Genomic DNA, 13,917 nt, shown 5'->3' on the forward strand with positions numbered 1-13,917 from the left:
ATGTACTTATATTTCAAACTGCTCCACTAGTTCCTTTAGTATCTGCGCCTGTGCGGAAAGTTCTTCACTCGCGGCAGAGCTCTCCTCTGAAGTTGCAGTATTACCTTGAACAATATCAGATATTAGTTCCACACTCTTTCTAATCTGTGTGATAGCATCTGCCTGCTGTAATGACATCTCGGATATTTTCCCAACTGTCATGTTAACTTTTTCCACTCCTTCGGCAGATTCTCCCAAGGAAAGCGCCGTCTCCTTGGCAGCCATCAGGCCCTCATCCACAGCGTTTTCGTTCTTTTCAATCAACTCAGCTGACATTTTTGACGCGGCCGATGTCTTAGCCGCCAATCGCCTTACCTCTCCGGCCACCACGGTAAAGCCTCTTCCAGCCTCCCCTGCTCTGGCTGCCTCTACCGTCGCATTTAGCGCCAATATATTCGTCTGAAATGCAATGTCCTCTATTTCCGCAATAATACCAGTAATTTCTTTGGAATTCTTTTTCACCTGCTCGATGCTTTTCACCAGACTTCTCATCTGTTCATCGCTTTTCAGCACCTTGCCGCCCACTTTATCCACTAATTCACTGGACTTTACCGCATTATCTGCATTCTCTTTGACGCTGTCAGCAATTTCATTAATACTAGCCGCCAGCTCCTCAATCGAACTAGCCTGTTCAGAAGCACCGGCAGCCAGTGTCTGTGCACCGTTCGCAACTTGTTCCGCACTCGCGGATACCTGCTCCGCACTGCTGCTAATCTGCTCCATGGAGTCCCGGAGCAAGCCTCCGATTTCCTCCATAGCTTCGGCAAGCGCTATGAAGTCCCCCTTAAATGCAACTTCACATTTATAATTAAGCTTTCCTCTTCCAAGCGCCACCATTCCCTTACCGACTTCTGATACATACAAGCTCAAAGAATCCACGATACTTCTCATGTCATTGGCTAGTTCTCCCAGCTCATTCTTGGCATTATAGGAAATTCTGGCACTTAACTGCCCATTAGAAATCTCATTCGCAGCTCTTTTAACTTCATTGAGCGGGGTAATTATACTTCTAGTGATTATAAACCAAATCGCAATAGTAAACAGCACACTGACCACGGCTAACACAACTATCATTGTGATAATGTTCCTATTCATTGTTCGTGATTCCGTAATCCATTTTTCTGCGTCTGTCTTAGATATATCCGCAATATTATTAGACGCGTCTCTGAGCGCTTTTGTCTGCGGCTCATAGTCACTTAAATATAAGGTAAGAGCCCTCTCCCGGTCACCTGCCGCCAAATATTGCAGAACCTCATCCCTCGGCGCTCTCAGGGCCTCAAATGCCTCAAGCAGCTTATTTACCATCTCTTTGTCTGAAACGTAGCCTGAACCCAATGTTTTTATATTCTCAGTCAGCTCGTCGACATAACCCCTTGTTTCCTCAATGCATTCTTCCGTATCTACCGCACTGTCCGATGCACACATGAGCAAAAGGTTTTTCTGTACCGCTCGTGTATTTCCTATAATTTTGTACGATAGTTCCAAATTCTCAAAAGGTTCTGCATATAGTCTATCCATTCTCTCCGACATAGAATTAATATTAAATATTGCTGTAATTACAGTTATGGCATATATTACTATAATAATCGCAAAAGCAATCATCAACTTTGTACCAATCTTTAAATTTTTATACTTCTGTCTCATCATCCATTCCTCAACCTACGCTCGGTTATCATCTAAATAATATCTTACAGTACGCTCAAAATTATTTTTTTCAAAAGGTTTCACGATAAAATCACTGGCACCCGCGTCCAGCGCCTTAGCTATCATAAGCTCTTGTCCTACGGCCGAACACATAATTACTCTGGCATTCGAGTCCACCTGCTTTATCATTTCCAAAGCTTCAATTCCTGACATAACGGGCATCGTAATGTCAAGTATCACCAAATCAGGATGTAATTCCTCAAAGGCCTTTACTCCTTCTGCACCGTCTTTCGCCTCCACTATGTTCTTATATCCTGCCTCTTCCAGATTTTTGCGGATTACCTGCCTCATGAACATGGCATCATCTACAATAAGAATCAATTTTTCCATAGCGCCTCTCTTCCTCCTTACCCCCTAGGCGGGTTGTTTCTTTTTTCTATAAACTGCCGGATACACAGATTCCAGCTCTGTCTCATCCGCGGACAAAAGTTCTGCATGCCCAATCAAAAGGTATCCGCCCGGATTTAGGCTTTCTTCTAAAAGTCTGACTAACTTCCTTCTGGAATCTCTATCAAAATATATCATTACATTACGGCACAGTATCAAATCAAACTTAGCCGGATTGCTTATCGGCGTCATTAAATTGTGATTACGGAATCTGATATTACTCTTTAGACTTTCAACTACCGCAAAATAATTTTCATTTACCCTTTTACAGTATTTCTGCTTCCAGCCCGTAGGAAGTGCATCCAGCTCTTTCTCAGAATACACACCCTTTCTAGCCATCTGAAGCACTTCATCTGATATATCGGTGGCTAAAATCCTTGCATCGGCCAGCTGCCCTCTATTTGCCTTATATTCCTCCAGCGCCATAGCAAGCGTATAACATTCCTCCCCGGTCGCACATCCCGCACACCAAATGTTACCGATTCCAAAGGCTTTCTGGGAAAATAATTCTCGAAAGATGGTACGCTCCAATATTTCAAAATGCACCGGTTCCCGCATAAAATATGTATAATTCGTGGTCAGCCGGTTCACCATCTGTCCCGCCAGTTTCCCATCTTTATCCCGGCGAAGCAGGTTCATATATTCAGCAAAGCTATTCACTCCCAGTCTTTTAAGCTCCTTCGTCATCCTGCATTCAATCAAGACCTTTTTCTTTTCTAGATTAATTCCATATGTATCCCGCATGTACTCAATAATCTGATTGAATTCATTTTGATTAAGTCTAATCATGCTTTTTCACCCATACCCCTTTGATTATCTGTTCCATCTCCTGCCCATTATTTGTTTCTTCCCCCACTGTATCTGAAAGAATCCCCCTATAGCCTGTTCCACCTCTTAGAATAATGCCACATCTATAAACCTCCTGTGCAGTCCCACACATATCAAAAGGATTATAATATACCACAAGCTTCCCCATGTAATAGGAAATACCCGCAATATCCTGCGGCTGCCCGGGCACACGGTGTACACTGGGATTCTCTATAATCGCTTCCAGTTCTTCTTCATCAATATAGAGTGTCTGCGGACCAGAAATTATTTCAATATATCTCATGCCCTATCGCTCTCCCTTACCTTATTATTCCATCTCATATAATACACAAGGCTCGATAATATACGCCGGATATTCGCCGCCCTTATCGCTCCACATGCGGGCAATAGCGCGCAAATACCTATTATTGTCATTCGCAAGCTCCACGGGGAATTCTATTATCTGCTTCTCCAAAACTTCCACAATCCCAACAATATCATCCACTTTCAAAATTAATATATCTTCTCCGTTTTGGACAACAAGCTGATATTTCCTCATGTCCGCTGCTATCCCGCCTGCCAATACTGCAAAATCCAAAACCGGCAAGTCTCCCATATCCTCCATACCATCAACAACAGATTTCACACAAAAAAGAGGAATTAAAAAAGAAATGTCATACGCAGAAAACAACATATACAAATTCTCCGATTCTTCCATGATTCTCCCCCTTTTTTCTTATAATTACCACTATATCCATAATACGTTATCCCATAAAAAAACACAAGCCAAAGCACTTAACTTAGCGATTGTTGGCTATTACATTTTGTGATATCCTGATTATATCATTGAACTATAGAAAGGGGATGCATATGAAAGTAGTTATCGCCATCGATTCACTAAAAGGAAGTCTCACATCCATGGATGCCGGCCTTGCAGTTAAAGAAGGGATTCTGGCTGCCGTACCGGATGCAGAAGTCATCGTCCGGCCTCTCGCAGATGGAGGGGAAGGTACAGTAGACGCATTGATCGAGGGGTATGGCGCCGAAAAAGTCTGTCTGTCCGTAACCGGCCCTCTCGCTCATCCTGTCTCCTGTTATTACGGATATCTTCCCCATACTGGAACGGCAATTATAGAAATGGCCGCCGCTGCCGGAATCACCCTTATCCCCTCTTTTGCCAAGGATCCGCTGCACGCAACCACTTACGGAGTAGGAGAATTGATTCTTGACGCCCTTTCAAAAGGCTGCCGGGATTTTATCATCGGAGTTGGCGGAAGCGCTACCAACGACGGAGGTCTGGGCATGCTTAAAGCTCTGGGATGTACTTTCCACGATATCCACGGGAACGATGTGGGCGAAGGCGGAAACGCTCTTGCAAAAATAAATTCCATCGACACAAGCGGCATGAACCCTAATCTGAAACACTGCCGGTTTCAGATTGCATGTGATGTCTCCAACCCACTCTGTGGCAAAAATGGAGCTACCTATGTTTATGGCCCGCAAAAAGGCGCCGACATCCACATGATATCAAAGCTAGATTCAGCCATGGCTCACTTTGCCCAAAAAACAACCCAGTTTTTAAATACGGACTATTCTCAAGTCCCCGGTGCAGGAGCGGCCGGCGGCCTTGGATACGCCTTCCTAAGCTATCTAAACGCGCAGCTCATACCCGGGACCGAATTGATTCTAAATGCCATTCATCTGGAAGCAGACCTAAAGGACGCAGACATCGCAGTCACCGGGGAAGGTCGACTGGATTCACAGACGGTCATGGGAAAGGCTCCCTTAGGAGTTGCAAAACTGGCGAAAAAGCATCACGCAAAAGTGATTGCTTTTGCCGGGACCGTGGCAGACGACGCTGACGCCTGCAATCAAGCCGGCATCGACGCCTTTTTCCCTATTATAAGGGACATCACTACACTCGAGGAGGCAATGAAGCCTGACAACGCCAGAGCTAACCTGCGGGCTGCCGCAAATCAAGTGTTCCGCCTTTTATAGCAGCTTCCTTATGCCTTAAAGCGGCATAGTTCCTTTTGCCCGCGCCTTCCTGTCCTCAATAGACTGAATAATCGGCACCATAAAGGCCGCAACGATTCCCCCTGCGAATCCATTATTGTAGAGATTCATGCCTCCATAAATAATTCCCACATTCATAGCCACTGACGAGTGCAGGAATCCCGCGATTATTCCGGCGATTACCCCGAACTCACCCGCAATCGGCGCAAGTGTCGTAGAGAAGAGCAAGGTGATGATTGGAGACGGATCTGTAATATTCCACGTCTTCGTCAGGCTGGCAAGCCACACGCCCATCATGACAGGTAGTATATTTCTCACATGCTTCCCAGTAGCCCCGAATCCCACCACCGTGAAAATACCTCCTATCGTCGGTCCATTCAAATCACCCCCGACAAGAAGTACAAAGGCCGTAGCCACAATTCCATTTATCCCCATGTTCACCAGCGCGGTACTGAATCCATCCTCCTGTACATAATCAGTACCCCCTAAGCCGCTTGATTTTAATATAGCCCTAAACTGGCTGAATGCTGTCGGCGAGTGAAAACGACCAAGCGCTATCATTAGTAAGAAGAATACAAACAGGAGAACGGCAAATATTCTATCGTTTCCGGTAGACCAGATGAGTCTGGATTCCGTCTCAAGTCCAAAAGATTTAAACACGGAAATAATGACCGTCGCAATAATCCCCGATGAAAATCCCACATTGTACAGAGAATATCCCTTGTGAAGATAGAAAACATGTGTAGACAAGGGCGGCAGGACAAATCCAATGACCGCGCCGGCCAAAAGGCTCAGGATAAGCTTGAGTGCAGGGGGCACTTCCGGCAGCTGCATAATCTGCGTTATAATTGGCGACAGACATGTTCCATAAAACCCTACATAAATATATTTTGATACGGAAACTTTATGGTATCTGGCATAACACCACACGCCGAACAGAATGGCCCAGATGTTGAGTATATTTTTGCCAAACAGAGAAAAGCCCATCATCAGAAAGATTGATGTGATCGTATGCCCGTCCATTTCCATATTAAGGAAATATAAAATCCCAATACAGACAAGCGTCAGGATACCGGCATTAATAAAAGCGGCCCCGATACCGCCGATAGCAATATAATCAGTAATCAGAAAATCCGGCTCCTTTAAAATCGTAATCAACCCGCGGTAAATGTCGGGCAGCGGCTGGAGAAAAAGCCCCGCAATCAGGAAATATGCCGGAAGAAGGGTCAGATACAAAAATTTCTTTTTTCGTGTCATGGTACGGTGTTGTTTTAACATAATTCTCCTTTCTGTCGAAACAGCATCATTTTCTTTATACTATTATAGCAATATTTTTGCCCAAACACTATTGCTTTCTTCTATAAATCAACTTCGTTTATAGGGCTTTTGAATTAGGAATTCTTTCGTGCCCGGGCTATAATAGTTATATGTAAAATGTTGCCAATACGGAGGAGAATTATATGGAAATCATTAAAGAGCTGCCGGAAGTATTTGAAGAATTTGCCGAACAGCGTAAAAAATCTTTTTTAAGCATGAAAGAACTTAAAGACAAAGGGGTACCTGTGGTAGGAGCATACTGTACTTACTTTCCTCAGGAAATCGCCATGGCTATGGGCGCGGCTACCGTCAGCCTCTGCTCCACTTCGGATGAGACTATTCCGGACGCAGAGAAGGATCTTCCGAAGAATCTTTGCCCCCTTATCAAATCCAGCTACGGTTTTGCTATAACAGACAAATGTCCATTCTTCTATTTTTCTGACTTGGTCGTAGGAGAGACAACCTGTGACGGCAAGAAGAAAATGTATGAATATATGGGGCAATTCAAGGACGTATTTTTAATGGAGCTCCCAAACACACAGAAAGAAGAAGCGTTAAAGCTATGGAGAAGTGAAATCATCCGCTTTAAAGAATATCTTGAAGAGAAGTTTGATGTAGAAATCACCGAGGAGCAGATTCGTGATGCAATCAAGATCAACAACGCCGGACGCCGCTCTCTAAAAGCACTGTATGAAACTATGAAAAATGACCCCGTTCCCATTAAAGGTCAGGATCTCTTCAAAGTTCTATACGGCAGCACCTTCAAATTCGACCGTTCACAAATTCCAGAAGAGGTTGACGCACTCGTCGCCAAAATTAATAAAGAATATGCCGAAGGCAAAATGGAAGAGAAAAAACCAAGAATTTTAATTACCGGATGCCCAATCGGAGGTGCAACCGAGAAAATCATCCGTGCCGTGGAGGACAACGGCGGTATAGCCGTGACCTTTGAGAGCTGCAGCGGCGCCAAGTCAATCGACAAGCTCGTAGATGAAGACAACCCCGATGTATACGATGCTTTAGCTCGCCGCTATTTAGATATCGGATGTTCCGTCATGGCGCCTAACCCGAACCGGCTCGAACTTTTGGGCAGGTTGATTGACGAATACAAGGTGGACGGTGTGGTGGAAATGCTTCTGCAGGCCTGCCATACATACGCCGTTGAATCCAAGGGAATCCGTGATTTTGTGACCGGTGAAAAGCATATTCCTTATATCGCCGTTGAGACCGATTATTCACAGGCGGATATCGGACAGTTGAATACAAGAATCACTGCATTTTTAGAAATGCTTTAAGAATAAAAGGCAGGAATGATACGATGAATTATGTAGGAATTGATATAGGCTCTACCGCCTCAAAAGTCGTAGTACGCGGTGAGGAGGATTTTCACTTTGTGCTGCCCACAGGCTGGAGCAGTAAAGAAACTACTATCACAATAAAGGAGAAGCTTCTCTCGCAGGGAATCGATGTAAATTCTGAGGCAAACCGTGTGACCGCGACCGGTTATGGACGGGTCGCCGTTGATTTTGCCGACAATGTCATCACAGAGATTACCTGCCATGCCCGGGGCGGCAGAGAACTCTGCGGAGATAACTGCGCCGTCATAGATGTGGGTGGGCAGGATACTAAGATTATCCTTATCAGCCATGGTATGGTACAGGATTTCCTTATGAATGACAAATGTTCCGCCGGAACCGGAAAGTTCTTGGAAATTATGTCCAACCGGCTGGGCGTCACGCTGGAGGAATTATTCGAACTTGCCTCAACAGGAAATCCAGTGTCCATCAGCTCCCTCTGTACTGTTTTTGCAGAATCCGAGGTTATCAGCTATATTGGGGAAGGGAGAAAACGGGAAGATATTGCCGCCGGTGTAGTAGAATCCGTGGCGGCAAAGGTTGCCCAGCTTGCCCAGAGAAAGGACTTGCCCGAAAAAGTAATTCTCACCGGAGGATTGAGCAATAATCCCTATTTTACAGATGTTCTGTCCAAAAAGACAGGAAAGCATGTGGAACCAACTGCATTTGGACGGTACGCCGGAGCGCTGGGCGCAGCTCTTCTGGCAGAGGAAAAAAGGAGATAAGCAGCTAAAGAGGAGAGAGAAGTTTAGCTTCTCTCCCCTCTAACATGCCGCTTCTTACAATCCGCAGTATTCTGCAATCAAACTGTATAGCCTGTCCGACGAACAGACGGGCACCATAGCTGTCGTACCTTCAATTTGTATATCTTCATAAGTGTCTTCCGCCGCCGTAAGCACCAATGCCGGAATCACATCATACTTCTCCCCAAATAGTACTTCCAAATATTCACAATACTTAACCGCCTGAAGAACATCTTCCTCCGCATAGCTATTCTTCATTTTAAATTCCAGCGTGAAAATCTTCCCCTCAGTAATCAAGATAACATCCGCGTAAATGCGTATAGTCTTGGCCCTCTTAATACGAAGTTCAAATATAATTTCCCATTTTTCCCAAAGCGAATGGTCTGCTCCCCTTTGACTCAAACTGGCAAATAAATTCTGCATGGAATAGTAAGTATCCTCAAAGGAGTGAAATAGTCCTCTTTTGTCGTTAAGATTTCGCCCAATATTCCTACATCCCTCCTTCAGACGTTCCAAAAACTCCTCAAGATCCGTGTCTAGAAATTCATTTACCCAGCTGTAATACCCGGAAAATTCACCTATTCCTTGATGTGGTACGCTCTGGCGGATCAACCCATGCCATCGGTACTCTTTGTCACAATAACACAGCTCTTTCATATATGGAGAACCATACAAATAATGATTGATAGTATACCTTGTCTGCCCTGATTTCTTTCCGATTTCCCTAGCTTTAATCCCATCGCTGCTGCTTATCAGGGAATATATTTTTGTCTCTATTCTATCCACAATTCTCCTACCTTCCACAGGCAGCATTCATATACTGCCATATTTCCAGTTACTCTAAATTGAATGGCCCAAATCCATGCGGCAGCAATTCTTTCAGCCTATACATATGATACCGCCTGTCATCCACAGCCAAAATAACCTGAAAGGTTTCCGGATTACAGAATTCCATCATCACCTGCCTGCACACACCACAGGGAGGCGTATACTCTGTCACCACGCCGTCTTTACCGCCCACAATACATATCGCTTTGAATTTAGTGATTCCTTCACTGACCGCCTTGAAAAATGCCGTACGCTCCGCACAGTTTGACGGCGTATAAGCGGCATTCTCTATATTGCATCCCGTATAAATCTTCCCATTATCAGCCAGCAGAGCGGCTCCAACCTTGAAACCAGAATACGGCGTATAGGAATACTTTAACTGCCCCAGCGCTGTATCGATCATATGCACAACCAACTTATCGTCCAACATTCTTTCACTCCCCCTTTTCCTTCATTAAAAAGATTTATTACATGTATTTTCGTATATACCCTTCAATTTTTTCTACCGACGGAACAGTACCACTTAATACAAGTTTACCATTAATCATTAGTGAAGGCGAGACCATTATACCTAATTTTACAATCTCCATCAAATCCTCCACCTTCAAGATTTCTGCCTTGACTCCTGTATTCTTAACAGCCTCTTCAACATTCGCAAATAACTTCGAGCACTTGTTCATTTGTCAATATACATATTGATTTTTTTCGATATATTGTTAAACCAAAAAAACTTCTATTTCCTTTTGTTTTAAATGCAAAAAAACCTGCAAACAATAATGTTTGCAGGCTTTCTCTCAACTCCCCGAGTTGGGTTCGAACCAACGACCCTTCGGTTAACAGCCGAATGCTCTACCGCTGAGCTATCGAGGATCACTTCTTATATTATATACATTTTTTCTGATTTTACAAGTATCTTCTTCTACTTTTTCCATGTACCTTCAAAACCGCATACAAACCTAATCATTCCATCCATTTTTCCCTTCCTACCTCTTGGTTATGCCCTCGACCGATTAGTGACAGTCAGCTCCGTACATTGCTGCACTTCCACCTCTGCCCTATCTACCTTGTCGTCTTCAAGGGGTCTTACTACTTTCGTAGGGATATCTCATCTTGAGGGGGGCTTCACGCTTAGATGCCTTCAGCGTTTATCCCTTCCCGGCTTGGCTACTCTGCCATGCTCTTGGTAGAACAACAGATACACCAGCGGCCAGTCCAACCCGGTCCTCTCGTACTAAGGTCAGCTCCTCTCAAATATCCTACGCCCACGCCGGATAGGGACCGAACTGTCTCACGACGTTCTGAACCCAGCTCGCGTACCGCTTTAATGGGCGAACAGCCCAACCCTTGGGACCTACTTCAGCCCCAGGATGCGATGAGCCGACATCGAGGTGCCAAACCACTCCGTCGATGTGAACTCTTGGGAGTGATAAGCCTGTTATCCCCAGGGTAGCTTTTATCCGTTGAGCGATGGCAATCCCACTTTATACCACCGGATCACTAAGTCCTACTTTCGTACCTGCTCCACCCGTCGGTGTCGCAGTCAAGCCCTCTTTTGCCTTTGCACTCTGCGAATGGTTTCCGACCATTCTGAGAGGACCTTTGAGCGCCTCCGATACCCTTTCGGAGGCGACCGCCCCAGTCAAACTCCCCACCTGACATTGTCCCCCAGCCGGGTCACGGCTGCTGGTTAGAAATCCAGTACTGCAAGGGTGGTATCCCAACAGCGGCTCCATGGCGACTGGCGTCACCACTTCTTAGCCTCCCACCTATCCTGTACATACAATACCGAATCCCAGTATCAAGCTGGAGTAAAGCTCCATGGGGTCTTTCCGTCCTGGCGCAGGTAACCAGCATCTTCACTGGTATTTCAATTTCACCGGGTGCATTGTCGAGACAGTGCCCAAATCATTACGCCTTTCGTGCGGGTCGGAACTTACCCGACAAGGAATTTCGCTACCTTAGGACCGTTATAGTTACGGCCGCCGTTTACTGGGGCTTAAGTTCAAAGCTTCAGGACGAGTCCTTAACCTCTCCCCTTAACCTTCCAGCACCGGGCAGGCGTCAGCCCATATACCTCACCTTTCGGTTTTGCATAGACCTGTGTTTTTGCTAAACAGTTGCTTGGGCCAATTCTCTGCGGCCAGCTCTCGCTGGCACTCCTTCTCCCGAAGTTACGGAGTCATTTTGCCGAGTTCCTTAACAATGCTTCTCCCGTCGGCCTTAGGATTCTCTCCTCACCTACCTGTGTCGGTTTACGGTACGGGTACAGTATGAACGATAGCGGCTTTTCTTGGCAGCTGGCTCACACACTTCCCTACTTATAGTTCGGTACGCGTCACGTCTTCGGATTGTGAAACGGATTTGCCAATTTCACTCCTACCCCGCTTGCCCCGGGATCCCATTCCCGGGTTGTGCTCTCCCTCTGCGTCCCCACAGTTCTGTCATACTGCAGTACAGGAATTTCAACCTGTTGTCCATCGGCTACGTCTTTCGACCTCGCCTTAGGCCCCGACTTACCCAGAGCAGATCAGCTTTACTCTGGAAACCTTGGGTATTCGGCCGGAAGGATTCCCACCTTCCTCTCGCTACTCATTCCGGCATTCTCTCTTCTTAGAAGTCCACAGCTCCTTACGGTACTGCTTCCTCCCTCTAAGAATGCTCCTCTACCAATTACATTCGTAATTCCTGAGCTTCGGTAGTGTGTTTCAGCCCCGGACATTTTCGGCGCAGGACCTCTCGACTAGTGAGCTATTACGCACTCTTTTAATGGATGGCTGCTTCTGAGCCAACATCCTAGTTGTCTTTGAAATCCCACATCCTTTTCCACTTAACACACATTTTGGGACCTTAGCTGCAGGTCTGGGCTCTTTCCCTTTCGACTACCCAACTTATCTCGTGTAGTCTGACTCCCATGACTATCTTTCCGGCATTCGGAGTTTGATATCCTTTGGTAAGCTTTGACGCCCCCGCGGGAATTCAGTGCTCTACCTCCGGCAGACTGTCATGAGGCTAGCCCTAAAGCTATTTCGAGGAGAACCAGCTATCTCCGGGTTCGATTGGAATTTCTCCCCTACCCACACCTCATCGCCACCCTTTTCAACGGATGTGCGTTCGGTCCTCCATTGCCTTTTACGGCAACTTCAACCTGGACATGGGTAGATCACCCGGTTTCGGGTCTACTCCGGCTGACTTGGCGCCCTATTCAGACTTGGTTTCCCTTCGGCTCCGCACCTTGGAGTGCTTAACCTTGCCAGCCGGCGTAACTCGCCGGACCGTTCTACAAAAAGTACGCGGTCGCACATATAAAGTGCTTCCACAGCTTGTAAACGCAGGGTTTCAGGTTCTCTTTCACTCCCCTCCCGGGGTCCTTTTCACCTTTCCTTCACAGTACTATGCGCTATCGGTCACTAAGTAGTATTTAGCCTTACGGGGTGGTCCCCGCATGTTCCCACAAGGTTTCTCGTGTCTCGTGGTACTCTGGATACCGCCATGTCATTCGGACTTTCACGTACGGGGCTTTCACCCTCTCTGGCCGGCTTTCCCAAAACCGTTCTGTTAGTCTTCTTGAATCATTTCTGCGGTCCTAACCCCAGAGTGCACGCACTCTGGTTTGGGCTCTTTCCATTTCGCTCGCCGCTACTTTGGAAATCGATGTTTCTTTCTCTTCCTCCGGCTACTTAGATGTTTCAGTTCACCGGGTTCCCTTCCATACGTTATGGATTGGCGTATGGATACTGGAGGTCTGCTCCAGTGGGTCTCCCCATTCAGATATCTCCGGATCGATGGGTATTTGCCCCTCCCCGAAGCTTTTCGCAGCTTATCACGTCTTTCGTCGGCTCTTAGTGCCAAGGCATCCACCCTGCGCTCTTTCTAGCATAACCAACCAGCTCCTCCCCACGGGATGGGGATAAGCCACACACATCTAGCGTGATGTGCGTTGGTATTCAGGTTCGTTTTTTGAATTCGTTTTCTCGAATCGTGTTTCCACTGCTCTCACAGTGGATCCTCGGATGTCTTTTCTTAAATATTTCTATTTGAGAATTGATTATTTTTTGTATGCGATTTTCAAGGTACATGAAGATGTGAGCACATAAGAAACGGTTTTGTGTGGAAAGCTCGCTTTCCTAAGCAAAATTGCTTTCTTATGTATTGGCATGTAATGCCATGACCGAAAGAACTTGTTCTTGAGGTGCAAAGGTCACATCTTGACTGAATTTTATCAGTCATCAGAAATCAAAAGCTTTCTTTCAATCTCTGATCACTGGTAAAGACCAGCTATCATAACAGCACTGCCCTGCTGATTGGGTTGGTTCCCGGCATACCTCCGTTCGCCTGTATCTATGCTCAAAGACTGGTACGGTAGCTAACCGCATCTAGTCGCTTGACACTTCGGAGCGAATCTCCAAAGCTTCATCTACATCAAGCACAGTCTGCTTATTCTTTTTTAATGCTGGCGGCCACCTGCTCTCCCACACCGTCTCCAGTGCAGTACCATCGGCCGGTCAGGTCTTAACCATCGTGTTCGGGATGGGAACGGGTGTCTCCCCTGACCGCATCGCCACCAGCGGTATTAAGTTATATTCCGTGAGTGCAGTCTTTCTTCTAACTCGATTCCGCTCTGCTTCATCTCGTTAGATTCAATCCTTCTTATGCATCCTGTCTTCCAGTTTTGTTCCTGCAAGCCAGCTTGCGTCACAAACCTGTAATCCATTCTGCGCACT

General features: G+C 46.1%; 13 protein-coding genes, 1 tRNA gene and 2 rRNA genes. 3 read left to right on the forward strand and 13 right to left on the reverse strand.

The genetic code is table 11. The features are described from left to right. Positions 1 to 6: 6 nt before the first annotated feature. The 5 genes from BN6465_RS10545 to BN6465_RS10565 are packed head-to-tail and all read right to left on the reverse strand — an operon-like array spanning position 7 to position 3,655. Positions 7 to 1,686: a methyl-accepting chemotaxis protein gene (locus BN6465_RS10545; RefSeq protein WP_308013081.1), complete on the reverse strand. Its 1,680-nt coding sequence runs from the start codon at positions 1,684 to 1,686 to the stop codon at positions 7 to 9. Positions 1,687 to 1,698: 12 nt separating this feature from the next. Further along, positions 1,699 to 2,073 (reverse strand): response regulator, encoded by a 375-nt coding sequence (locus BN6465_RS10550; protein WP_066734465.1) that lies wholly within the window; start codon positions 2,071 to 2,073, stop codon positions 1,699 to 1,701. A 24-nt stretch (positions 2,074 to 2,097) separates the two neighbouring features. Beyond that, the gene (locus tag BN6465_RS10555) at positions 2,098 to 2,919 is read right to left on the reverse strand and encodes a CheR family methyltransferase (RefSeq protein WP_066734468.1); all 822 of its coding nucleotides are present in this window, start codon (positions 2,917 to 2,919) and stop codon (positions 2,098 to 2,100) included. Further along, on the reverse strand, positions 2,912 to 3,241 hold the full coding sequence (locus BN6465_RS10560; RefSeq protein WP_066734471.1) for a hypothetical protein: 330 nt from the start codon (positions 3,239 to 3,241) through the stop codon (positions 2,912 to 2,914). The genes BN6465_RS10555 and BN6465_RS10560 overlap by 8 nt, the downstream gene beginning before the upstream one ends. Before the next feature lie 24 nt (positions 3,242 to 3,265). After that, complete coding sequence (locus BN6465_RS10565; protein ID WP_066734473.1) at positions 3,266 to 3,655, reverse strand: CheW domain-containing protein; 390 nt, start codon at positions 3,653 to 3,655, stop codon at positions 3,266 to 3,268. A gap of 152 nt (positions 3,656 to 3,807) precedes the next feature. On the opposite strand from BN6465_RS10565, the gene BN6465_RS10570 reads away from it, so the two are divergent. Further along, positions 3,808 to 4,935, forward strand: a complete 1,128-nt coding sequence (locus BN6465_RS10570) for a glycerate kinase family protein (protein ID WP_066734475.1) — start codon at positions 3,808 to 3,810, stop codon at positions 4,933 to 4,935. A 15-nt stretch (positions 4,936 to 4,950) separates the two neighbouring features. Here BN6465_RS10570 and BN6465_RS10575 read toward each other — a convergent pair whose 3' ends face one another. Then, positions 4,951 to 6,231, reverse strand: coding sequence for a DUF1576 domain-containing protein (locus BN6465_RS10575; protein ID WP_066734477.1), 1,281 nt, complete (start codon positions 6,229 to 6,231; stop codon positions 4,951 to 4,953). Between the two features lie 182 nt (positions 6,232 to 6,413). Here BN6465_RS10575 and BN6465_RS10580 point away from each other — a divergent pair, with 182 nt between their 5' ends. Both BN6465_RS10580 and BN6465_RS10585 read left to right on the forward strand, forming a co-directional pair. Beyond that, entirely contained in the window at positions 6,414 to 7,565 is a 1,152-nt protein-coding gene (locus BN6465_RS10580; RefSeq protein ID WP_066734480.1) for a double-cubane-cluster-containing anaerobic reductase, read from the forward strand. Between the two features lie 23 nt (positions 7,566 to 7,588). Next, positions 7,589 to 8,350, forward strand: a complete 762-nt coding sequence (locus BN6465_RS10585; RefSeq protein ID WP_066734483.1) for an acyl-CoA dehydratase activase — start codon at positions 7,589 to 7,591, stop codon at positions 8,348 to 8,350. Positions 8,351 to 8,404: 54 nt separating this feature from the next. Here BN6465_RS10585 and BN6465_RS10590 read toward each other — a convergent pair whose 3' ends face one another. The 7 genes from BN6465_RS10590 to BN6465_RS20775 all read right to left on the reverse strand — a co-directional run bounded on the left by BN6465_RS10590 (position 8,405) and on the right by BN6465_RS20775 (position 13,907). After that, positions 8,405 to 9,154 carry a hypothetical protein gene (locus BN6465_RS10590; RefSeq protein WP_066734492.1) on the reverse strand — a complete coding sequence of 250 codons (750 nt, stop codon included), beginning with the start codon at positions 9,152 to 9,154 and terminating at the stop codon, positions 8,405 to 8,407. A gap of 49 nt (positions 9,155 to 9,203) precedes the next feature. After that, complete coding sequence (locus BN6465_RS10595; protein ID WP_330384789.1) at positions 9,204 to 9,626, reverse strand: cytidine deaminase; 423 nt, start codon at positions 9,624 to 9,626, stop codon at positions 9,204 to 9,206. 37 nt (positions 9,627 to 9,663) lie between these two features. Continuing rightward, positions 9,664 to 9,876, reverse strand: a complete 213-nt coding sequence (locus BN6465_RS21600; RefSeq protein WP_066734495.1) for a thioredoxin family protein — start codon at positions 9,874 to 9,876, stop codon at positions 9,664 to 9,666. A 118-nt stretch (positions 9,877 to 9,994) separates the two neighbouring features. Then, positions 9,995 to 10,066, reverse strand: a tRNA-Asn gene (locus BN6465_RS10605). Positions 10,067 to 10,186: 120 nt separating this feature from the next. Beyond that, positions 10,187 to 13,077: ribosomal RNA gene (locus BN6465_RS10610) — 23S ribosomal RNA — on the reverse strand. A 567-nt stretch (positions 13,078 to 13,644) separates the two neighbouring features. Beyond that, positions 13,645 to 13,762 (reverse strand): 5S ribosomal RNA (gene rrf, locus BN6465_RS10615). Positions 13,763 to 13,766: 4 nt separating this feature from the next. Then, the gene (locus tag BN6465_RS20775; protein WP_154670239.1) at positions 13,767 to 13,907 is read right to left on the reverse strand and encodes a hypothetical protein; all 141 of its coding nucleotides are present in this window, start codon (positions 13,905 to 13,907) and stop codon (positions 13,767 to 13,769) included. Between the last annotated feature and the right edge of the window lie 10 nt (positions 13,908 to 13,917).

The organism is Bariatricus massiliensis, assembly GCF_900086725.1.
GTDB classification, from domain to species: domain Bacteria; phylum Bacillota; class Clostridia; order Lachnospirales; family Lachnospiraceae; genus Allocoprococcus; species Allocoprococcus massiliensis.